Below are 20,878 nucleotides of genomic sequence, written 5' to 3'. Positions count from 1 at the left end.
CCCGCTCAAGGCGCTTTAGGTATCTGGTTGACTGTTGCCCCTATGAAACGAGCACTGTTGCTGCCCCTGCTCGGCCTGCTCGCCGCCTGTGGCCCCGATGTCGTCCCCAGCAAGCCGGTGCCCGCGCCCCAGAACCAGCAGGCCCCCGCCACGACCAGCGCGGCTGCGACGGTGCCGCCCGCGCCCAAGCCCGCGAACGATGGCACCTGCCCGTACCTGGCGACCAGTTTCGTCGCGCAGGCCAACGGACAGCTTGTACCCAGAGTGAAACTGTCAACGGACGAGCCTCACCCAGCGTGTTTCTTTTACGCGAACGCAACTGAGATTCAGTTGACCGTGCGCGTGTACGTGGGTGACGAAAAAGTTGCCAAGCTCATCGTGAACGAAGCGGCGCCGGACGGTTCACAGCCCGCGAACTCGCCCACCGGCTGGACCGGAGGGTACGTGAACAACGACAGCGGCGTCGTCTACGCCGTAGCGAAGAGCGACGCCGCTGTGGTCGTCACGAGCAATCAGAAGCAGTCCATCAAGGCCCGCCGCATCGCCGAAGAGGCGATCAAGGGCCTCAAGCTCTGATTCGAACTACTTGACCGGCTCCTTCTGCGAGGGCACCTGCCCGTTGAGGACGGGCTCCGCGTGCGGGGCCTGCTCCTCGTCCTGCAGGTGGACCTCCTGCGGCCTGCGCGTCAGCGCGACGTAGCCGGCCGCCGCGGCCGCGACCAGGAGACCGAGCACCCACGGCCAGCGGCGCCGCTTCGGTGCGTCCGCACCGAGCTGGGCCGCGGCCTTGCGGATCTCCTTGGCGCGCACCTTGGCGTCCTTGCGGGCGCCCTTGGCTGCTTTCTTCACTTCCTTGCGCACGACCTCGGCCTTGCCCATGAGGTCGGCGCGAGTCTTCGCGCTCTTCTTGGCGAGGCGCTTGCGAGAGCGACGAGTCTGCTTCTCCCAGTCCTCGGCCTTGCCCATGAGCGTGTCGGCCCGCTCGACGAGTGCGCCGCGAACCTGGTCAGCGGTGATGCCGCGGTCAGCGAGCTTGGCCTCGGCCGCGTGACCAGCGCGAACGACACCCTGACGCGCGGCCTTCAGGCTGGTGCCGACAGCCTTGCCAACGTTCTCGCCGGCGCGGGTCATGACGTCCACCTCGTCCATCCTGTGCTCCACACGTTGTCGTCCGGTGATGTCATAGAGGTACCCATCGTGCCCCTTTCTGAACATCGCCGCCCGTGGATGGCACGATGGGGTGGTGGCTGACAGCAACGAATCCTTTGTCGGGACCAAGGTGACGGCGACTCTGCACACCACGCAGGGCGACATCCGCATCAACCTGTTCCCCGACCACGCCCCCAAGACGGTGGCGAACTTCGTGACTCTCGCCGAGGGCACGAAGACCTACACCGAGGCGAACGCGAGTGGCACGAAGTCGGGTCCGTTCTACGACGGCACCCTGTTCCACCGCGTCATCGCGGGCTTCATGCTCCAGACCGGCGACCCGACCGGCACCGGCCGCGGTGGCCCCGGCTACCGCTTCGGCGACGAGTTTCACCCCGAACTCCAGTTCAACAAGCCCTACCTGCTCGCGATGGCGAACGCCGGGCCCAACACCAACGGCTCGCAGTTCTTCGTGACCGTGGCGCCGACGACGTGGCTGAACTTCAAGCACACGATCTTCGGTGAGGTCGCGGACCAGGAGTCGCGCGACGTCGTCGACGCGATCGGCAACACCACGACCGGTGCGGGCGACCGTCCGGTCAACGACATCAAGATCGAGCGGATCACGATCGAACGCGCGTGAGCAACGCCCCCGTGCCACCGGACGGGCCGATCGGAGCGCAGCCGGAGACCCCGGTCTGCGCACGTCATTCCGATCGGCCCACCCGGCTGCGCTGCACCAGGTGCGACCGTCCGGCGTGCCCGGAATGTCTGCGCGACGCCTCAGTCGGCATGCAGTGCGTCGACTGCGTGAACGAAGGCGCCCGCACGGTCCGCCAAGCCCGCACGTCCGCGGGCGCGGTGGTCTCGACCGGCCGGCCGATCATCACGCAGGTGATGATCGCGCTCAACGTGCTGGCGTACGTCGTCACGGTCTTCCAGTCCGGCAGCCCGATGAACAACCAGCGCGCAGGGCTGTTCACGGCGACGTCGATGATCCCGGAGCTCACCGCCAACGGTGAGTGGTGGCGCATCCTCACCTCGGGCTTCATGCACTTCGGCCTGATCCACCTCGCTCTCAACATGGCCGCGCTCTTCGTGGTGGGGCCTGTCGTCGAGCAGGAGCTGGGCAAGCTGCGGTACAGCGCCGTCTACTTCCTGTCGCTGCTCGGCGGCAGTGCGGCGGCGTTCTACTTCGGCACCGTCTGCCAGCAGCTCGCCGGCGCGTCCGGCGCGGTGTTCGGCCTGATGGGCGCCTTGCTGATCGTGTTCAAGCGGCAGAAGCGGGACATCTCGACGATCGTCGTGATCGTCGGGATCAACCTGGTGTCGAACCTCTTCACCAACGCCTCGCTGCTCGGGCACCTGGGCGGGTTCGTCATCGGCGGCCTGCTGACGCTCGCGATGGTCAAAGCGCCGCAGAAGAACCGCAACCTGTACCAGATCGGTGCGGTCGCGGTGGCGCTGCTGTTGCTCGGCGGCATGTTCGCGTTGCGCGCCGCCGAACTCGACACGGCGGCCGAACTCGTCCTGGAGTACGCCAGGACGTGTCGCTAGAACCGATTCACGGCCGCAGTGCGTGGAGCACTCCGGCGACTTCTTCGGGATCGGCGCCGAGGTCCACTCTCGTGAGCACCACGAGACGGTCGTCGGCGTCGAGTTCCAACGTCTGCTGTTCCCTGCCGAGCCGGCGGGTGGTCTGCAGCTTGACCTTCACCTCGTGCCACGGCAGCCGCGTCGTGCTCGCGAACCCGCGCACGGCCAGGCCGTCGACGTCCGCGGTGAGCCTCGGCCGCGCGATCGTCGCGAACGCCGCGAGGTAGGTGACCAGCAGCGTTGCCAGTCCGATGAGGAGACGGCCCGCGTTGTCGTCGACCGTCAGCGCCGCGACGGCAAGGGCGAGGGCGACCACCCACGCGACGGCGACCAGCGGGGCGGGAGTGGACCAGGTACGAGTCACACTGTCGAGTGTCCCGCATGAAATGTGGACAACTGAACGGGTCCGCATGAGGGAAAACCGTCGCTTGTGCATTTTGGTGCAAAGTTGTCCACAGGACTTGTCCCCAATGGGGATGACTTACAACTGTGTGCTTCGGTGACGCTCGGATGAACCCGGTGAACGTGACGCGAACAAAGGTCGGCCCGGACGTGTTACGTCCGGGCCGACCAGTACGAACAGTGAGCTGCGGGCGCCTAGCGCCAGCGCATCGTCATCAGCAGGCCGATGATCATCAGCGCGAAGCCGATCGCGAAGTTCCACGCGCCCAGCTCGAGCATGAACGGGATCTTCTCGGCGGCGATGTAGTTGACGACCAGCCACGCGAGGCCCAGCAGCATGAAGCCGAGCATGACAACGACGTAGACCGGGTGAGACGGCCCCGCTGCCTTGACCTTGACCGGCGTGCGGCGGTCAGTGGGTGCGGTGTAGACCGCCTTCTTCCGGACCTTCGACTTGGGCATGCTGTCCTCGCCTGACGTGGATATCCGTGAGTGACGCGAGTTTACGTGCACTACTCAGTAGACACGTTAACGTAGCGGCGGTGGTCAGCGAACCATCCTTGTAGACGCAGTTGTTTTCAGTTCACAGTGCGCGCGGAGGTTCTCAGGTGAACTCGGGACCGCAGCAGCCGCCACCACGGCGTCCTGCACCCCGTCGTGATGACCTTCAGCACCCGCGGGCCACCCCAGCTCCCCACCCGCTGCCTCCGCCGGAAGCAACGCAGTTCACCAGCGCTTTCTCCGGAAGCCTGCCTCCGAACGGCCAGACGCAGCACCGTCAGGGACCGCCTCCGTGGACCCCGCCGCCGGGCACTCCCGTGCGCGGAATCCCGGTGCCGGGCCGTCCCGGTCCGCCGCCCGGAACGCCGCCTGCACCGCCTGGAACGCCACCGCGGGGCATGCCTCCGCGCCCGATGCCGCCGCGTCCCCGCCCGGTCGATCTGCCCACCGAGGTGATCCCGCGCGTCGAGGACGATTACGACGACTACGACGATGACGAGTACTTCGACAACGAGCCCGCGGCCAAGGACGAGTTGCCGCCGGACAGCATGGCGCGCAAAACGGTGCGCGGTGTCGGCGAAGCCCTCATCACGATGGGCCTGATCGTCCTGCTGTTCGTCGTCTACGAGGTCTACGTGACCGACCTGCTCTCCGCGGAGAAGCAGCAGGACGCGACCGCCGCGCTCGACTCCGAATGGAACTCGAACGTCGTCACACCCCCGCCCGCCGACCCGAACCGCCAGTCGAAGCTCAACCTCATCGAGGGCAAGGCCTTCGCGAAGATGTACATCCCGGTCTTCGGCAACGACTGGAAGTTCTCCGTGGTCGAGGGCACCACCGACAAGCACCTCGAAATCGGCCCTGGCCACTACAAGGACACCGCCCAGCCCGGCGAGGCAGGCAACTTCTCCATCGCCGGCCACCGCGTCGGCAAGGGCGCGCCGTTCAACGACCTGGACCTGCTCGAATCCTGCAACGCGGTGGTCGTCCAGACCCAGACCCAGTGGTTCGTCTACCGCGTGCTGCCGATGAGCAGCGAGGTAGCCGGCTGGGCCACGAACCCGAAGGCGAAGGAAGCCGCCTGCACCGGCGTGGCACCACTCTCCACGACGCTGGGCGACGCCTACTCCAAGACCGTCGGCCAGGAGATCGTCGTCCCGACCCAGGGCGAGGTCATCGCCCCGATCCCGCACCAGGTGGGCGCCGCGGTCCCGGCCGACAAACAGGCCCGCCTGCTCACCCTCACGACCTGCCACCCGCGCTTCTCCGACAAGCAGCGCCTGATCGTGCACGCCATCGAGACCAAGAGCTACCCGGTGGCCGACGGCTTCGTGCCGCCCGAGATGACGGAGGGCTGATGTACGGCTGGATCTGGCGGCACCTGCCGGGCCCGCTGTTCCTGCGAGTGATCGAGGCCGTCGTGCTGGTCGTCGGCATCATCGGGCTGCTGATGTTCGTGGTGTTCCCGTGGGCGGAACCGAAACTGCCGTTCAACAACGTCACCACTCAGTGAGCCGCTCGTCGGCAAGCCGCAGGTACTCCCGCACGTAGCCGCGGAACGGCTCCGGGTCGTACTCGTAGGTGTTGAACGCGGCGTAGACCCCGTCGTTCTCGTCGTTCACCCTCGTGGTGATGCGCCAGGTCTTGTTCTTCCACTCGGCGCGAGGTGCACCGGCGAGGATCTTGCGGGCGGTCTCGCGGCCGAGGTACCAGTCGGCTTCCTCTTCGGTCATCAGCGTGACGCCGAGTTCGACCAGCACCTGCCTGACCAGTGCGTCGGCATCCCTCTGCTCCAGGCGGGCAGGCGACTCACCGGCGAGTTCTCGCAGCGTCGGGGAGTCCAGACCGGCGATCAACAGGTCGCACGCGAGCCACACGACCCGTTCCGGGTCGATGGTGCCGTCGGCGTGGTCCAGGTTGAGGCGCAGCAGGCGGTCGCGCGGGTCAGGGCTCACTCGCCCAGTGTCCGTGCGGGCGCGACCGAAATTGGTGAAACCGCCACCGCGCCCACACGCGATGGCGGCTTCATCGGGGAACGGCCGTCAGTCGTTCAAGTTCTCAGCCGTTCGAGATCGAGGTCATCTCCTCGCGCGACACGACCTTCACGCGTTCACGGCCGTGCGCCGCGCCCAGGGCGATCTCGTGCGCGTCGAGCCTGCTCCAGCCCTCGTTGGTCACGAACGGCACGCCGCGCTGCGCCAGGAACTCGACCACCGAATCCGGTTCGGGCGAGGAGGCGAGGGGCAACCCAGGGGCGTCTTCGAGGAGGCTGGTGATGGTCTCCAGGGCGTCGCCTTTGGTGTGGCCGATGAGGCCGATCGGGCCGCGCTTGATCCAGCCGGTCGTGTAGACGCCGGGGATCGGCACCTCGTCGAGGTCGAGCACGCGGCCGGACTGGTGGGGGATCGTGCCTGAGACGTGGTCGAACGGAATGTCGGCGAGGTGCGTCGAGAGGTAGCCGACCGCGCGGTACACGGCCTGGACGTCCCAGTCGGTGTAGGCGCCGGTGCCTCGGACGTTGCCGTCGCCGGTCAGTTCCTGGGTTTCGGTGCGCAGGCCCGTGACGCAGGACGTGCCGAGCACCTCCACCGGCGCTTCGAGGAAGTGCAGGTGCAGGCGGCGAGGGCGGGTGCCGACGTCGCGGATCGCCCACTCCTGGAGGGTCTTCACGATCATTTCGACCTGCTTGTTGGTCCTGATCGCGTGCATCGAGGCCTCGTCGAACTCGATGCCCTCGGCGTGGACGATCACCTCCACATTCGGCGAGTGGTCCAGTTCGCGCAGTTCCAGCGGCGTGAACTTGGCTTGTGCCGGGCCTCGGCGGCCGAAGACGTGCACGTCGGTCACCGGGGAGGTGGCAAGGCCCTCGTAGACGTTCGCGGGGATTTCCGTCACGAGCAGCTCGTCGGCGGTCTTGGCCAGGATGCGGGCGACGTCCAAGGCGACGTTGCCGACGCCGAGCACCGCTACCGAGGTGGCCGTCAGCGGCCAGGTGCGCGGGACGTCCGGGTGGCCGTCGTACCAGGACACGAAGTCCGCGGCGCCGTAGCTGCCCGGCAGGTCGATGCCCGGGACGTCCATCGCGCGGTCGCTGGAGGCGCCGGTCGAGAAGATGACGGCGTCGTAGAACTGGCGCAGGTCGTCGAGCTTGATGTCGACGCCGTACTCGACGTTGCCGAAGAAGCGAACCGACGGACGGTCCAGCACCTTCTGCAGTGCGCCCACGATGCCCTTGATGCGGGGGTGGTCCGGTGCGACGCCGTAGCGGACGAGGCCGTAGGGCGCGGGCAGCTTTTCGAACAGGTCGATCTGCGCGTCGACGTCGGACTTGGTCAGGATGTCGGCGGCGTACACGCCGGCCGGTCCGGCGCCGACGACCGCGACGCGCATGGGGCGACTCATGACACCTATTTTAGGTTAGCCTAACCTGCTCGCGGACGAGAGCTAACTCACTCGACGCGACCGACTAGGCTCTCTTCATGCGCGTGCTCGTGGTCGACAACTACGACAGCTTCGTCTACAACCTCGTCCAGTACCTGGCTCAGCTGGGTGCCGAGTGCGTCGTGCGGCGCAACGACGAGGTGGACCTCGACGAGATCGACGAGGTCGACGGTGTGCTCGTCAGTCCCGGTCCCGGTACGCCGGAGCGCGCGGGCGCCAGCATCGACGTCATCAAGAAGTGCGCCGACATCGGCAAGCCCGTCTTCGGCGTGTGTCTCGGCCATCAGGCGATCGGCGTGGTGTGGGGCGGCACGGTCGACCGCGCGCCAGAGTTGTTGCACGGCAAGACGAGCATCGTTTTCCACGAGGGCAAGGGTGTTCTCGGCGGGGTGCCGCAGCCGTTCATCGCGACCCGCTACCACTCGCTGACGGTGCTGCCGGAGACGATCCCCGCGGAGTTCGAGGTCACCGGCAAGACCGAGACCGGCATCGTGATGGCCATGCGCCACAAGGAACTCCCGGTCGAGGGTGTGCAGTTCCACCCCGAGTCGGTGCTGACCGACGGCGGCCACCGGATGCTCGCCAACTGGCTCAAGGTCTGCGGCTTCGAGGTTCCGGAAGCCACGGTCGCGCAGCTCGAGAACGGCATGCGCACGCTCGCCGCGGCCGCTCGCCTGTAAAGCAAAAGGGGCGGCTCCCCGAAGGGAAGCCGCCCCGAAAGTGCTTGAGCGCTACGACGAGATGATCCCGAACTTGCCGACGTTGATCGTCACCGTCGACCCCTTGGTGATCGCGGAGCCCTTGGCCGGGTTCTGCGACTGGACCTTCCTGTTCTGATCCGGGGTACCGACCTGCTGTTCCTGGACGTTGAGGTTTCCGTTCCAGCCCAGCGACTTCAGCTTGTTCGAGGCCTCGTTCTCGGTCAGGCCGGTCAGGTCGGGCATCTCGATCTGGTTGCCCTTCGAGACCTTCAGCGTCACCGTCGTGTCCTTGGCGGCCTTGCTGTTCGGCGCCGGGTTCTGCGAGAGGACCTGACCCTCCGGCTTGGCGCTGTCGGTCGGCTCGATGACGACCTTGAAGCCCGAACCCTCCAGCGTCTGGCGCGCGTCGGCCTGGTCGTCGCCGACGACGTTCGGCACGTTCTGCTTCTCCGGCGCCCTGCCGAGCTGGATCGTGATCGTGCCACCCTTCTTCAGCTTCACGCCGACGTCGGGGTTCTGCGAAGCGACCTTGCCGACCTTGGCCGGGTCGTCGACCTCGGTGGTCTGGTCGCTCTGCTGCAGCTTGAAGCCGTTGGGGTCCTTGTCCAGGATCGCCTGGGCCTCCTGCGGGGTCTTGCCCTTCAGGTCGGGGGCGACGCCCTCACCGGGGGGCGCACCGACGGAGATGGTGACCTGCCCGCCCTTCGCCACCTGGGTGCCTTCCGGCGGGTTCGTGCCGATCACCTTGTTGATCTGGTCGGCCGTGCACTTCGCCGCGGCGCCGTTCGGACCGGGCTCGCAGGCCACGGTCTCCTGGGTTGGAACCAGGCCGACCTTCGTGATCTTCTCCGAGGCTTCCACGGGGCTCAGGCCCACGATCGACGGGACGGAGACCTTCTCCGCCGCCTCGTTGCCGGAGTTCATGACGTTCGCGGTGATCCACGCGGCGAGGCCGAGCACGGCCACGCACAGGATCACCACCAACGTCACCATGATGGCCTTCTTGCGCTTCGCGCGACGTTCTTCTTCCTCGTCGGCGATCGGGTCGTAGTCGTCGTCCGGCTCCGACTTCAACGCAGCCGGACGGTGCCGTCCGCCGGACACGACCTGCGTGCGCTGTGAACGCGCCGCCGCCTGCTCGTTCATCACGGCGGTGCGGTCCTCGGCCGTCATCACGGCCGGCGCGGACGGGCGCTGACCCGACAGCACGCGCACCAGGTCGGCGCGCATCTCCGCGGCCGACTGGTAGCGGTTCGCCGGGCCCTTCGACATCGCCTTCAGCACGATCGCGTCGAGCTGCGGCGACACCTTGGGGTTGAGCTGCGACGGCGCCTTCGGGTCCTCCCGCACGTGCTGGTACGCGACCGCGACGGGAGAGTCACCGGTGAACGGAGGCTCGCCGGTGAGCAGTTCGAACAGCACGCAACCGGCCGCGTAGACGTCGGAACGGCCGTCGACGGACTCACCGCGCGCCTGCTCCGGCGACAGGTACTGGGCGGTGCCGATCACCGCGGCGGTCTGGGTGACGGCGGCCTGGCCGTCGTGCAGAGCACGGGCGATGCCGAAGTCCATCACCTTGACGGCGCCGGACTTGGTGATCATCACGTTGGCCGGCTTCACGTCGCGGTGGACGATGCCGTGCCGGTGGCTGAAGTCGAGCGCGGCCGAGACGTCGGCCATGACCTCCATGGCGCGCTTGCCCGACAGCGGGCCCTGCGTCTTCACGATGTCGCGCAGCGTCCGACCGTCGACGAACTCCATCACGATGTACGGCAGCGGGCCGTACTCGGTCTGCGTCTCGCCGGTGTCGTACACCGCGACGATCGCCGGGTGGTTCAGGGCGGCCGAGTTCTGGGCCTCGCGCTTGAACCTTTCCTGGAACTGGGCGTCACGGGCGAGGTCGGCTCGCAGCACCTTGATCGCCACGTCTCTGCCGAGGCGGACGTCCCGCCCCTTGTGGACCTCGGACATGCCGCCGTACCCGAGAGTCTCACCCAGTTCGTAGCGGTTTGAGAGCAGTCGCGGAGTGCTCATCGGTGCTTCGTCCCGCTCCTCGTCGACGGTATTCCGAACTCGGTTCTTGTGTTGCTCATGGCGCGCACGTCACCTTCACCTGCGAGCCGACCGGCACATCGCCTGTGGGCGCGATGGCGGTGACCCGGCACTTCTTCAAGTCGCCCGGTGGCGTGCCCTGCGCGCTCTGCACCTTGGGTTCCATGCCTTGGTCGATCAGCGCGATGCTGACCTCGTCGCCGGAACGGCCGATGTAGTCGTCCTCGTCGATCCGCTTCGGCGAACTGCCCGGAATCCGGTCCGCCGAGTCGGGTTGACCGTTCGCCGGGGCGTTCGAGTTCGCCGTGCTGGACGTCGTCGGCCGGCCACCTTGCCCGGTGCTGTCGTTCGGCTTGACGGTGTACTTCCACAGGAGGAACACGCCAAGGATCAGCAGCACTGCCACCAGGAGAGCGACCATAACCCAGACGGCGGTCCGGTTTCTCCCCGGTGGCGTCGGCATGGGAGTGAACGTTCCGGTTTGGTGCACCGGCTGCATTCCGGTCTGATGCACCTGTTGCATGCCCGTCTGGTGCGCCGGTTGCATGGTCGGATGGGTGCCGGGACGTCCCGGTCCTCCCGGGTGGTGCGCCATCTGCGGTGGAATCGGCAGCGGCTGTGACGCCTGCGGAGGCGGTGGTGCCTGCACCTGCTGCGGGATCACCGGAGGCATCGCGAACCCGGACGGCGTCGGCAGCGGCTGGCCCACCCGCACCGCGCTGACGGCCGCGGCGAACTCGCCACCCGTCCGGTAGCGCTTCCGCGGGTCCTTCACCAGCGTCGCCTCGATCAACGCCCGCGCACCAGGCGGAACGTCCGGCGGCAACGGTGGCGCCATGTCGCGGATGTGCATCATCGCGACGGTCACCGCGTTGTCCGACAGAAACGGCCTGTGTCCGGCCAGGCACTCGTAGCCACACACCGCCAACGAGTAAACGTCGCTCGCCGGTTCGGCCTCGCCACCAAGTGCCTGCTCGGGAGCGATGTAGTGCGCGGTGCCCATCACCATGCCGGACCGCGTCACGGGTGCCGCGTCCACGGCTTTGGCGATGCCGAAGTCGGTGATCTTCACCTTCCCCGACGGCGTGACCATGATGTTGCCGGGCTTCACGTCGCGGTGCACGAGCCCGCGTTCGTGGGCCGCCTGCAACGCGTTCCCGGTCTGCTCCAGCAGGTCGAGAGTCACCTCGGCGGTCAGCCGGCCGCGGGAGATGATCGTCGCGAGCGGTTCGCCCTCGACGAGTTCCATCACCAGGTACGCCGTGTCCTCCGGTCCGTCGGTGACGGACGCGGTCTCGCCGTAGTCGTGCACCGACGCGATGCCGGGGTGGTTGAGCGACGCGGTCATCCGCGCCTCGACGCGGAACCGGTGCAGGAACTCGGGGTCTCCGGAGAGCTCCGCCTTGAGCACCTTCACCGCGACGCGGCGGTCGAGCCGGTCGTCCGCGGCTTCCCAGACCTCGCCCATGCCACCGACCGCGATCCGCCTGCTCAGGCGGTAGCGGTCGGCGAGGAGCTGGCCCTTGGTCAGCATCAGCGGCCTGCCAGGTACGCGTTCATCACGGCGCGCCCGATCGGGGCCGCGACCTTGCCGCCGGTGGCGCCCAGACCGCGGTCGCCACCGTCCTCCACGATGACCGCGATCGCGATCTCCGGCTTCTGCGCCGGCGCGAACGCGATGTACCAGGCGTGCGGGTTGTTCTGCTTCACGTCGGTGCCGTGCTCGGCGGTACCGGTCTTCGACGCCACCTGCACGTTCTGCAGACGGCCCTCACCACCGGTGTTGATCTCGGACTGGATCATCATGTCGCGCAGGGCGTTGGCGTTGGCCGTGGTCATCGCGGTGTCGACCTGGTCCGGCTTGGTGTCGTCGATCGACTTCAGGTCCGGGCCGAGGATCTTCGACACCAGGTACGGCTGCATGCGCTTGCCGTTGTTCGCGATCGTCGCCGCCACCACGGCGTTCTCCAGCGGCGTGATCTGCACGTCGCGCTGGCCGATGCCGGTCTGGTAGAGCGCCGCGTCGTCGGGGATCGGGCCGAGCGTCGAGGTCTCGACGACCAGCGGCACCGCGAGGTCCGGGTCGTTGAAGCCGAACTTCTCCGCCTGCCTGCGCAGCTTGTTCGCGCCGAGCTGGCCCGCCATCTCACCGAACGCCGTGTTGCACGACTTGGCGAGCGCGGTCTCCATCGGCACCGTTTCGCCGGGGCCGCACGGGGTGCCGTTGAAGTTCGGCAGCTGCGTCTGGCTGCCCGGCAGCGTGATCGATCCCTTGGCGGTGTACTGCGTGTCCTTGTTCTTGCCGTCGGCCAGCGCGGCCGCCGCTACGACGACCTTCAGCGTCGAGCCGGCCGGGTAGAGGGCCTGCGTCGCGCGGTTGACCAGCGGGTCGTTCGAGTCCTTGGCGGTGAGCTGCTTCCACGCCGACGCCTGCTCGTTCGCGTCGTGGCTCGCGAGCAGGTTCGGGTCGTAGGACGGCGTGCTCGCCATCGCGAGGATCTCGCCGGTGTCCGGCTTGATCGCGACGACCGAACCGGTGAAGCCCTTCGCCGTCAGCTGGTCGTACGCGGTCTGCTGCACCTTGGCGTTCAGGGTGAGCTGCACGTTGCCGCCGACCGGGTCGCGACCGGTGATCAACGCCGAGACGCGGCGCGCGAACAGCCTGTCGTCCGAGCCGTTGAGCAGGTCGTTCTCAGCGCGCTCCATGCCGGAGGTGCCGTAGGTGACGGACAGGTACCCCGTCGCCGGCGCGTACACCGGCCCGTTGTTGTAGGTGCGCAGGAACCGGAGACGGTCGCTCGTCTCCTTGACGTCCGCGATCACCGTGCCGTCGGCGACCGTGATCAGACCGCGCTTGCGGGCGTACTCGTCGAGCAGCACCCGGCGGTTGTAGGCGTTCTTGCGCCACTCGTCGGCGTTGATCACCTGCACCCACGTGGCGTTGCCCAGCAGAAGCAGGATCATCACCATCATGGCCATGCCGACGCGGCGGAGCGGTGTGTTCATTTGGGACGCTCCACCATCACAGTGTGCTGGTCGGCGATAGCCGGTTGTTGCGGTTTCGGCTTCGCGACCCGCTGCGGGGCCCTGGCCGCCGCGGAAATTCGCAGTAGCAACGCGACCAGGATGTAGTTCGCGAGAAGGGACGAACCGCCGTAGGACAGGAACGGCGCGGTGATACCCGTCATCGGGATCAGCTTGGTGATACCGCCGACGACGATGAACACCTGGAAGCAGACCGCGAACGCGAGACCGCCGCCCAGGAGCTTGCCGAAGCTGTCGCGCACGGCGATGGCGCCGCGCAGGCCGCGCAACGCGAAGACCATGTAGACCAGCAGCAGCGCCGCGAAGCCGACGAAGCCCAGTTCCTCGCCGATCACGGCGGTGATGAAGTCGGTGTTGGCCTCGGGGATCATCTCCGGACGGCCGGCGCCGAGGCCCGCACCGCCGATGCCGCCGGTCGCGAGAGCGAACAGCGACTGCGAGATCTGGTACCCGCCGCCGACCACGTCGTAGCGCGCGATCGGGTCCTGCCAGTTCGCCACGCGCTGCTGGACGTGCGTGAACAGCTTCCACGCGATGATCGCGCCACCGGAGAACATGCCGAGACCGAGCACGACCCACGCCGCGCGTTCGGTGGCGATGTAGAGCAGCACGAGCACGATGCCGAAGAACAGCAGCGAGGAGCCGAGGTCCTTCTGCAGCACCATGACCGCGACCGTGACGCCCCAGGCCGCGAACAGCGGGCCGAGGTCACGGGCACGGGGCAGGTCCATGCCGAGGAACCGGCGGCCCGCCACGGTGAAGAGGTCCCGCTTCGACACGAGGAACGCGGCGAAGAAGACCATCAGCAGGATCTTGGCGAACTCACCCGGCTGGATGGACAACGGTCCGATGCGCAGCCAGATCTTCGCGCCGTTGATCGTCGGCGCGATGAAACCGGGCAGCACACCGGGAAGCAGCAGCGCGACCAGTCCGACGAGGCCGAACGTGTAGCCGAACCGCGCGAGCATCCGGTGGTCGGGCAGGAACTTCAACGTGGCCGCGAACAGCAACAACCCGATGCCGGTCCAGATGACCTGTTTGAAGGCCACCGGGTCCCACGTCGAGCCGTCGGGGAAGACGGTGCCTTCCAGGGCCAGGTCGATCCGGTGGATGACCACCAGGCCGAGCCCGTTGAGCAGCGCGACGCACGGCAGGATCGCCGGGTCGGCGTACGGCGCCCACCTGCGCACGGCGAGGTGGGCACAAGCGAAGAGTCCGAGGTACGCGAGACCGAGGTAGAGGATCCTCAGACTCAGCGAGCGCTCCTGGTTCAGTTCGACCAGGATGAGAGCGAGCGTCACGAGACCGGCGGCGAACGACAGCATCACCAGTTCGGTGCCGCGTCGCGTCGGCGCCTTCAGGCCTGGCGACGTGTTGGTCGCCGCCGACGCACCTGGTGAACCTTCCCCGGAGGGGACGGGCGAGCCCATCAACTACGGACCCTCCCGGCATTCCACACCCGGCTTTTGCTGGGAGGGGGTGAGCGAAGGCTCGGTGGAACCGGTCTCCGGGTTCGGGGAACCGTTCGTGGGCGGCGCGCTGGACGCACTGCTCGACGGGTTGCTGCTCGGCGTGGACGGCGTCGTCGAGGGCGTCGTGCTGGTCGACGTCGACGACGTGTCCTTGCACAGCGGCAGCATGTGCTCGGTGCGCAGCAACCGGACCGCGGCGCGCGCGCCGTCGAGGCCGTTGTCGCTGCGGATGCCCGCGGTGATGGTCTTGCGACCGGCTTCCTGCAGGTCCTTCAGCGTGATCGGGGTGCAGCCCGTGGATCCGGGCGGGCAGGAGTCCTCGACCTTGGACGACAGCTTGAAGCCGATGACGGTGCCGTTGAGACCGCGGAAGATCGCGACCTGGCCGTCCTCGGTGGCGCCGACGTAGTACTGGGTGTTGAGCCACAGCTTGCCGCCGACAGCCACCACACCGGTCAGCAGGAGCAGCACGAAGATGATCGCGAACGCCTTGATGGCGCTGCGCTTCTTGCGCTTCGGGTCCTGCGGAGGCGGGGGAGGCGCGTCCATGCGCTGCTGCATGGGCGGGCGCTGCTGCGTGATCGTCGCCGCTCGCGAGGCCGCGGAGTCCGGCGGAGGAGTGTGGTCCTCGCTGCCGTCACCTGCCGCGCCGCCGACGATCGGGTAGTCGTCGCCGAAAGCGACGTCCTGGACGTCCGCCACGATCACCGTGACGTTGTCGGGACCGCCGCCCTTGAGCGCGAGCTCGATCATCCGGTCCGCGCAGGCCTGCGGGTCCGGGATGCGGATCGCCTCGTCGAGCGTCTCCAGGCTCACGACGCCGGACAGACCGTCCGAGCAGAGCAGGAACCGGTCGCCGGCACGCGCTTCGCGCACCGTGAGGCTGGGCTCGAAGTCGTGCCCGGTGAGGGCGCGCAGCAGCAACGAGCGTTGCGGGTGCGTGGCGGCCTCGTCCGCGGTGATCCGGCCCTCGTCGATCAACGACTGGACGAACGTGTCGTCGTGCGTGATCTGCGCGAAGGAGCCCTCTCTCAGGAGGTACGCGCGCGAGTCGCCGATGTGCACGAGTCCGAGACGGTTGCCCGCGAACAGGATGGCCGTGAGCGTGGTGCCCATGCCTTCCAGGTCCGGGTCGCTCGTCACGAGCTCGGAGATGGCGCCGTTGCCACTCGCGACCGCGTCGCGCAGCTTGCCGAGGAGGTCGTCGCCAGGCTCGTCGTCGTCGACGTGGGCCAGCGAGGCGATGACCACCTTGCTCGCGACTTCACCGGCGGCGTGGCCACCCATGCCGTCGGCTACTGCGAGCAGGCGGGGGCCCGCGTACACGGAGTCCTGGTTGTTGTTGCGAACCAGGCCCCTGTCGCTTCGGGCCGCGTATCGAAGAACCAAGGTCATGAGCGCAGCTCGATCACCGTTTTGCCAATGCGGATCGGGGTGCCGAGAGGTACGCGCAGGGGTGCGGTGACCTTGGCTCGGTCTAGGTAGGTGCCGTTCGTGGAGCCGAGATCCTCCACGTACCAGTCGGTGCCGCGCATGGACAGCCTCGCGTGCCTGGTCGACGCGAAGTCGTCGTCCAGCACGAGAGTGGAGTCGTCAGCGCGGCCGATCAGGATCGGCCTGCCGTCGAGTGAGATTCGGGTGCCGGTCAGCGCCCCGTGGGTGACCACGAGTTGCCGAGGCGCCTTGCTTCCCCTCGCCGACTTCTCGGACCTCCGGAAACCGGGCAGACCTGACGCCCGGAGCCCTGAGGCTGCGTAGAGATCAGAGCGGACCACACGTAGGGCGGCCAGCACAAAGAGCCAGAGGAGCACGAGAAAGCCCGCTCTGGTCAGCTGCATCACCAGCTCTGGCACCGGTTGTAACCGCTCCTGCCTTGAGTTGCTTACCGACGCCCGTATCGACCTCTAGCCCGCGGTGCGGAAAACCAGTGACGAGTGGCCGATGCGGACGACGTCGCCCTCCGCGAGCTGCCAAGTCTGCACTGGCGTGCCGTTCACCGTGGTGCCGTTGGTCGAACCGAGATCAGCGAGCATCGCATTCTGCCCGTCCCAGGAGATTTCCAGGTGGCGCCTGGAGACTCCGGTGTCCGGGAGGCGGAAGTCGGCTTCCTGCCCACGTCCTACGACGTTTCCACCCTGCTTCAGGTTGTACGTGCGGTTGGAACCGTCGTCGAGGTGCAACGTCGCGTTGAGCTGACGGTTGGCGCCCTGGGTGGCCGGCGGGGCGTATCCGCCCTGGTTGTAGCCCTGGTCGTAGCCGCCCTGCTGGCCGTAGCCCGCCTGCTGGCCGTAACCCTGGTCATAACCGCCGGCCGGCTGCTGGCCGTAACCCTGGTCGTAACCGCCGCCCTGCTGGCCGCCGGCGTAACCCTGGTCGTAGCCCTGCTGGCCGTAGCCCGGCTGCTGGCCGTAACCCTGGTCCTGGCCGTAGCCAGGCTGCTGGCCGCCGGCGTAACCCTGGTCGTAGCCCTGCTGCTGCTGGCCGTAACCCTGGTCCTGGCCATAGCCCTGCGGCTGGCCGTAACCCTGGTCGTAGCCCTGCTGGCCATAGCCCTGTTGCTGGCCGTAGCCCTGGTCCTGCGCCTGGCCGTAACCCTGCTGCTGGCCGTAACCCTGCTGGTCATAGCCCTGCTGCTGCTGGTCGTAGCCCTGCTGGCCGTAGCCGCCCTGACCATAAGGGTCCTGGGCGGGCTGGCCCTGTCCTTGTCCGTAGCCGGGAGGCTGGCTCATGGGTCGGTCTCCTGCGGTGCGAGGTGGTGCTGACCGTCGGCTGGCCGCTTTCACGTCGGGGTCGACGGACGAGCTGGTTCGGAACTGTCCGGTGTGCAGCGCCTCGGAGCGCTCCAGGGAGACTACGACGTCACCATAGGTATCCCATCCGGACTCGGCCAGGTGCTCTCGCAGGCCCTCTGCGAGAAGCTGTGTGATGCGTAGTTCATCCTGCTCGTCGCCCGCAAGACGTTCGTGGTCCTGAGGTCCGAGGAGCACCTTGTAGTGGTTGGGGGCTAGCAGTCTGCCACCCGCGAGCTCGCGGATGTTGCTGTCACCCTCCCGTTGCAGTGCCTGTGCCACCTCTTGGGGCACGACGCTGCCGCCGAACACGCGCGCGAACGTGTTGCCGACCAGACCTTCCAGCTTGCGCTCGAAGCGTTGCAGGCCCATGTCGACTCCTTCCGCTCGTTCCGCTCGGCCGGGCTCCTGTACCGATCGTATCCGGGTACGACCGCACCTACAGGGGGCGATTAGGAACCTGGTTTCGGCGCGTGCTAGTGTTCCTCTCGTCGCCAGGGCAAGTGGCGGAATGGCAGACGCGCACGGTTCAGGTCCGTGTGTCCGAAAGGACGTGGGGGTTCAACTCCCCCCTTGCCCACAAGCGAAAAGCAGAAAGGCCCCGCACATGTGCGGGGCCTTTCTGCTGTCCGGAGTTGTGTCTTCCCCTCCGTCTCGATGTGGCACGTACCACTCTTTCGGGCTAGTGCTGTGACCTGACCGGATGGCGTCTGTTCGGTGATCGCGCCTCCCGAACGCCTCCGCGCCAGGGTGCTGCGTCCGGTCAGGACGGCCCGCGACCGCAGGCCTCGTAGTGATCTTCGTCGCAGTGCGTCAGGTCGCCGTTCATTCGGTTGGCCTAAGGGCAAGCCCGGTTGACGGCCGAATAGGGTCCAAGAAGAATCAGATTCATGGATTTGGATCCCCGAATCGACGATTTCCTCAAAGCCAACATGGAAGAACGCGGCTACCGCGTGGTGCGCGAGAACCAGCTCCTCGCCCTGGGGCTTCTGGCGGCTCGTGGTGATGCACCGGCTTTTCCCCTGGACGTCATCAGGGGATGGCGACGCCTGGTGACGACACATCGCCGGCAGGTCGATCAGTCCGAGGAAAAGCTCCTCGAAGTCGTGCAGCGACAGGAACTGAGCGAGGCGGAGATCGTCGAGCACCTGGGCGTCGAGAGCGCCGCCGCGGTCGAACGGCGACGCCTGGAAGTGGTGGAGCAGCTGGCGGCGAACCATCCCACGACAGCGCCGGGGAAGTGGACCTGATGAGCAGGAGGACCTGTGGCCGTGCACAGGGGACGGCACGGCCACAGGTCCTCGGCTCAGCTCAGTGCGTCGCTCCTGGTCGGTGACCCGCGGTTCGACTAGTGATGGCTGACCCAGAGGTCGATCGAGTACCAGGGACCGGGGGCGGTCATCCAACAGTAGTAGTCGCGCCAAGCCCCGCCACCGAGGCCCTCGAGGCCCATGTCGATGCATTCGTCACAGGCACTCGCACCGAAGTACGTGTGGTTGTAGAACCACGTCTTCTCCTGCGGCGGCGCCTCTCCCCGGCAGAGCAGGAGCTTCTCCTCGCGCACCTTCGCCAGCGCTTCGGCCTTCTGCGCACTGGTCGCCGCGTAGCTCGGCGGAGCGGACACCAGGAGTGAGAGCACGACCGCGAACGCGGCCATCAACAGTTTCCTCATGTGCAAGACTGCCCCCAATTTTCGTGTTTCTGTTTCGGCACAACCGATCGGCGTGCCCGCTTCAGAGTTTCCCGATCACCGTCGACCGTTTGCGGAAACGCAGGAAGATCCAGGTGATCAGCGCGGCCGCCGCCAAGGTGAACGCGCTCGATTCGATTACCTGGAACAGAAAAAGGCGAGATCCGGGTTGATAGACGGTCACCACGTCCTGGACGCCGTGTCCGCGGACGCAGGTCTGGAACTCTTCGCGAGTTCCCGCCGACCTGCACTCCGTCCAGGGAAACGGCTTGGGGGCGCCGGACGCATCGGCGTACTCCACACCGAGCCGTCTGGAGTTCTCCCCGATCGGAGCCGCGCGGGTGACGCCCGTGTCACCCGTGAACGGGGTGGCCAGCCGCTCCGGCGGCAGGTACTCGGACCTCGACGTGGTCGCCACGACCCTGGCCGCGATGAAGACGCCCAGGGACAGTCCGATCGCGGGAACCGTGCGCCGCAGGAGCGCGCTCGCGGCGAGGCCGATGGCGAAGGCGAACAACGAGTAGCCGATCTGGATCGGGACCGACGCCTCGAACAGGACGGACTCGAAGAGGCTGGCGGATTTCTCGACCGACTGGATCGACCGGGCGAGTTGTGCGGAGCACACGCCCGTCCAGGCCGCCGCGACCAGCGTCAGCCCGCCGAGCATCGCCACCTTCACCGTCAACCAGGCCGCGGGCTTCACATCCTGCGTCCAGACGAAGACCGCGGTGCGCTGCTCGTGCTCCCTGGCGATGGCGGGTGCGGTCCAGAACGTCGCGATCAGCACCGGAGCCAGGATCTGGGCGATGAGCAGGATGTTGGCGAGCTCGGTGAGTTGCTCGAGCTCTCCTGGCGCCGTCGACGGCGAGCGCAGCATCCGCGACAGGATCACCATGCCGATACCGAGCAGGCCGATGGCGGTCATCGTCCAGACGACCGTCGCACGGTGCTGACGCCATGCCAGCCACAGCAACTGGCTGGTCGTGTTCTGACGGGATGGGACGTGTGTGCGCGTGATGGTGTTCATTCGCTGACCAACTTCTTGGACGCACCGAGGTAGGAGATGACCAGTTCTTCGAGCGTCGGCCGCCGCGTTTCGCGGTCGCCGGCGTCGGCTGCCTCGACGACTCGCCACGTCGCCCGGTCCCGTCCGGTGCGGCTCTCGCCCTCGGCCCCTTCGCCGATCAGGACGTGCGACCCGAGAAGGTCGTCGACCCCGGCATCGAGCAGGAGCCGTCCCCGGTCGAGCAGCAGGAGGTGATCGGCGGTGCCCGCCAGCTCGGTCACGACGTGGGTGGAGAAGAGGACGGTCATGCCTTCGTCACGTGCTTCGTCGATCAGCTGGTCCGTCACTTCACGACGTGCGATCGGGTCGAGGTTCGCGAGCGGCTCGTCGAGCAGCAGCACGGTCGGGCGTTTGCCGATGCCGAGCGCCAGCGCGACCTGAGCCTGCTGACCTCCGGACAACCGGCCGCACGTGGTGTTCAGCGGGATGCCGAACGCATCGATCCACCGAAGCGCCCGAGACTCGTCCCAGACGTGGTTCAGGCTCTTCCCCGCCCGCAGCATCTCGGCCACGGTGAAGTTGCGGTAAAGGGGTTTGTCCTGGGTGACAAGGGCGACGGCGGTCGTGGATCCGTGCTCTCCGCTGACTCTCACGACTCCGGACGACGGACGCAGGATCCCCGCGATGAGGGACATCAGCGTGGACTTTCCAGCGCCGTTCATCCCGACGAGTGCGGCGATCGATCCGTTCGGCACGGAGAGCGAACAGTTCTCGAGCGCCGATCTGCGCCCGGCCTTCTGTCGCTGGCGTGAATAACTGAAGCAGAGATCCGTCGCCGTAATCGCCGACGCGCTGCCGACGCGCACTTCGGCCCGGTCGGTCGAATTCATGATCTTGTTCACCTCTATGCGTCCCTGGGCTGGTGAAAGAGCAAATCCAAAGCGTCGAACGTCATGAATGAGAAAGGGTGCTACCCTGATTTGGTCCCTTAGTGGGCGGCGGTTCTTCGGGCCAGAGCGCAACTGGCCCGAAGA

General features: G+C 67.3%; 22 protein-coding genes and 1 tRNA gene. 8 read left to right on the top strand and 15 right to left on the bottom strand.

The window, feature by feature from the left end; genetic code table 11:
• Positions 1 to 42 precede the first annotated feature (42 nt).
• Positions 43 to 576: a DUF2020 domain-containing protein gene (locus tag ACIRG5_RS12350; protein WP_402903966.1), complete on the top strand. Its 534-nt coding sequence runs from the start codon at positions 43 to 45 to the stop codon at positions 574 to 576.
• 6 nt (positions 577 to 582) lie between these two features.
• Here the strand turns inward: ACIRG5_RS12350 and ACIRG5_RS12345 are convergent, their stop codons facing one another.
• On the bottom strand, positions 583 to 1,149 hold the full coding sequence (locus ACIRG5_RS12345; RefSeq protein ID WP_402903964.1) for a hypothetical protein: 567 nt from the start codon (positions 1,147 to 1,149) through the stop codon (positions 583 to 585).
• Positions 1,150 to 1,243: 94 nt separating this feature from the next.
• On the opposite strand from ACIRG5_RS12345, the gene ACIRG5_RS12340 reads away from it, so the two are divergent.
• Together ACIRG5_RS12340 and ACIRG5_RS12335 are read left to right on the top strand one after the other, a co-directional pair.
• A complete protein-coding gene (locus ACIRG5_RS12340; protein WP_319976344.1) occupies positions 1,244 to 1,792 on the top strand; it encodes a peptidylprolyl isomerase in 549 nt (182 codons plus the stop codon).
• Positions 1,789 to 2,706, top strand: coding sequence for a rhomboid family intramembrane serine protease (locus ACIRG5_RS12335; RefSeq protein WP_360047546.1), 918 nt, complete (start codon positions 1,789 to 1,791; stop codon positions 2,704 to 2,706). The genes ACIRG5_RS12340 and ACIRG5_RS12335 overlap by 4 nt, the downstream gene beginning before the upstream one ends.
• Before the next feature lie 7 nt (positions 2,707 to 2,713).
• Here ACIRG5_RS12335 and ACIRG5_RS12330 read toward each other — a convergent pair whose 3' ends face one another.
• Positions 2,714 to 3,109: a PH domain-containing protein gene (locus ACIRG5_RS12330; RefSeq protein WP_319976342.1), complete on the bottom strand. Its 396-nt coding sequence runs from the start codon at positions 3,107 to 3,109 to the stop codon at positions 2,714 to 2,716.
• Between the two features lie 233 nt (positions 3,110 to 3,342).
• Complete coding sequence (crgA, locus tag ACIRG5_RS12325) at positions 3,343 to 3,609, bottom strand: cell division protein CrgA (protein WP_030465604.1); 267 nt, start codon at positions 3,607 to 3,609, stop codon at positions 3,343 to 3,345.
• 452 nt (positions 3,610 to 4,061) lie between these two features.
• Here crgA and ACIRG5_RS12320 point away from each other — a divergent pair, with 452 nt between their 5' ends.
• Complete coding sequence (locus ACIRG5_RS12320; RefSeq protein WP_402903960.1) at positions 4,062 to 5,006, top strand: class E sortase; 945 nt, start codon at positions 4,062 to 4,064, stop codon at positions 5,004 to 5,006.
• Positions 5,006 to 5,161, top strand: coding sequence for a hypothetical protein (locus ACIRG5_RS12315; RefSeq protein WP_330271764.1), 156 nt, complete (start codon positions 5,006 to 5,008; stop codon positions 5,159 to 5,161). Before ACIRG5_RS12320 ends, ACIRG5_RS12315 begins: the two co-directional genes overlap by 1 nt.
• Here ACIRG5_RS12315 and ACIRG5_RS12310 read toward each other — a convergent pair.
• The gene (locus ACIRG5_RS12310; protein WP_402903957.1) at positions 5,148 to 5,603 is read right to left on the bottom strand and encodes a hypothetical protein; all 456 of its coding nucleotides are present in this window, start codon (positions 5,601 to 5,603) and stop codon (positions 5,148 to 5,150) included. The two genes, ACIRG5_RS12315 and ACIRG5_RS12310, sit on opposite strands and share 14 nt — an antisense overlap.
• Before the next feature lie 103 nt (positions 5,604 to 5,706).
• The gene (locus ACIRG5_RS12305; protein WP_402903954.1) at positions 5,707 to 7,050 is read right to left on the bottom strand and encodes an FAD-dependent oxidoreductase; all 1,344 of its coding nucleotides are present in this window, start codon (positions 7,048 to 7,050) and stop codon (positions 5,707 to 5,709) included.
• Positions 7,051 to 7,127: 77 nt separating this feature from the next.
• Here ACIRG5_RS12305 and ACIRG5_RS12300 point away from each other — a divergent pair, with 77 nt between their 5' ends.
• Positions 7,128 to 7,769, top strand: coding sequence for an aminodeoxychorismate/anthranilate synthase component II (locus tag ACIRG5_RS12300; RefSeq protein ID WP_319976339.1), 642 nt, complete (start codon positions 7,128 to 7,130; stop codon positions 7,767 to 7,769).
• A 51-nt stretch (positions 7,770 to 7,820) separates the two neighbouring features.
• Here the strand turns inward: ACIRG5_RS12300 and pknB are convergent, their stop codons facing one another.
• The 7 genes from pknB to ACIRG5_RS12265 are packed head-to-tail and all read right to left on the bottom strand — an operon-like array spanning position 7,821 to position 17,520.
• Positions 7,821 to 9,824 (bottom strand): Stk1 family PASTA domain-containing Ser/Thr kinase, encoded by a 2,004-nt coding sequence (gene pknB, locus ACIRG5_RS12295; RefSeq protein ID WP_402903951.1) that lies wholly within the window; start codon positions 9,822 to 9,824, stop codon positions 7,821 to 7,823.
• 55 nt (positions 9,825 to 9,879) lie between these two features.
• Entirely contained in the window at positions 9,880 to 11,376 is a 1,497-nt protein-coding gene (locus tag ACIRG5_RS12290) for a serine/threonine-protein kinase (RefSeq protein ID WP_402903948.1), read from the bottom strand.
• The gene (locus ACIRG5_RS12285; protein ID WP_402903945.1) at positions 11,376 to 12,848 is read right to left on the bottom strand and encodes a peptidoglycan D,D-transpeptidase FtsI family protein; all 1,473 of its coding nucleotides are present in this window, start codon (positions 12,846 to 12,848) and stop codon (positions 11,376 to 11,378) included. The genes ACIRG5_RS12290 and ACIRG5_RS12285 overlap by 1 nt, the downstream gene beginning before the upstream one ends.
• A complete protein-coding gene (locus tag ACIRG5_RS12280) occupies positions 12,845 to 14,317 on the bottom strand; it encodes an FtsW/RodA/SpoVE family cell cycle protein (RefSeq protein WP_330271757.1) in 1,473 nt (490 codons plus the stop codon). Before ACIRG5_RS12280 ends, ACIRG5_RS12285 begins: the two co-directional genes overlap by 4 nt.
• A 3-nt stretch (positions 14,318 to 14,320) precedes the next feature.
• Complete coding sequence (locus ACIRG5_RS12275) at positions 14,321 to 15,754, bottom strand: PP2C family protein-serine/threonine phosphatase (protein ID WP_402903941.1); 1,434 nt, start codon at positions 15,752 to 15,754, stop codon at positions 14,321 to 14,323.
• Positions 15,751 to 16,212 carry an FHA domain-containing protein gene (locus ACIRG5_RS12270; protein ID WP_030465595.1) on the bottom strand — a complete coding sequence of 154 codons (462 nt, stop codon included), beginning with the start codon at positions 16,210 to 16,212 and terminating at the stop codon, positions 15,751 to 15,753. Before ACIRG5_RS12270 ends, ACIRG5_RS12275 begins: the two co-directional genes overlap by 4 nt.
• A 51-nt stretch (positions 16,213 to 16,263) precedes the next feature.
• Positions 16,264 to 17,520, bottom strand: a complete 1,257-nt coding sequence (locus tag ACIRG5_RS12265; protein WP_402903939.1) for a DUF3662 and FHA domain-containing protein — start codon at positions 17,518 to 17,520, stop codon at positions 16,264 to 16,266.
• A gap of 125 nt (positions 17,521 to 17,645) precedes the next feature.
• Here ACIRG5_RS12265 and ACIRG5_RS12260 point away from each other — a divergent pair.
• Together ACIRG5_RS12260 and ACIRG5_RS12255 are read left to right on the top strand one after the other, a co-directional pair.
• Positions 17,646 to 17,728: transfer RNA gene (locus ACIRG5_RS12260), tRNA-Leu, on the top strand.
• Between the two features lie 310 nt (positions 17,729 to 18,038).
• Entirely contained in the window at positions 18,039 to 18,398 is a 360-nt protein-coding gene (locus ACIRG5_RS12255) for a hypothetical protein (protein WP_402903936.1), read from the top strand.
• A 98-nt stretch (positions 18,399 to 18,496) separates the two neighbouring features.
• On the opposite strand, the gene ACIRG5_RS12250 is transcribed toward ACIRG5_RS12255, so the two are convergent.
• From ACIRG5_RS12250 to ACIRG5_RS12240, 3 genes are all read right to left on the bottom strand, one after another.
• The gene (locus ACIRG5_RS12250) at positions 18,497 to 18,820 is read right to left on the bottom strand and encodes a hypothetical protein (protein ID WP_402903933.1); all 324 of its coding nucleotides are present in this window, start codon (positions 18,818 to 18,820) and stop codon (positions 18,497 to 18,499) included.
• A gap of 61 nt (positions 18,821 to 18,881) precedes the next feature.
• Positions 18,882 to 19,865, bottom strand: a complete 984-nt coding sequence (locus ACIRG5_RS12245) for a hypothetical protein (protein ID WP_402903930.1) — start codon at positions 19,863 to 19,865, stop codon at positions 18,882 to 18,884.
• Positions 19,862 to 20,866 carry an ATP-binding cassette domain-containing protein gene (locus ACIRG5_RS12240; RefSeq protein ID WP_402903928.1) on the bottom strand — a complete coding sequence of 335 codons (1,005 nt, stop codon included), beginning with the start codon at positions 20,864 to 20,866 and terminating at the stop codon, positions 19,862 to 19,864. Before ACIRG5_RS12240 ends, ACIRG5_RS12245 begins: the two co-directional genes overlap by 4 nt.
• Positions 20,867 to 20,878: the final 12 nt, after the last annotated feature.

This window comes from Lentzea sp. NPDC102401, assembly GCF_044765805.1.
GTDB lineage: Bacteria > Actinomycetota > Actinomycetes > Mycobacteriales > Pseudonocardiaceae > Lentzea > Lentzea sokolovensis.
This window is presented reverse-complemented; position numbering and strand designations above follow the sequence as displayed.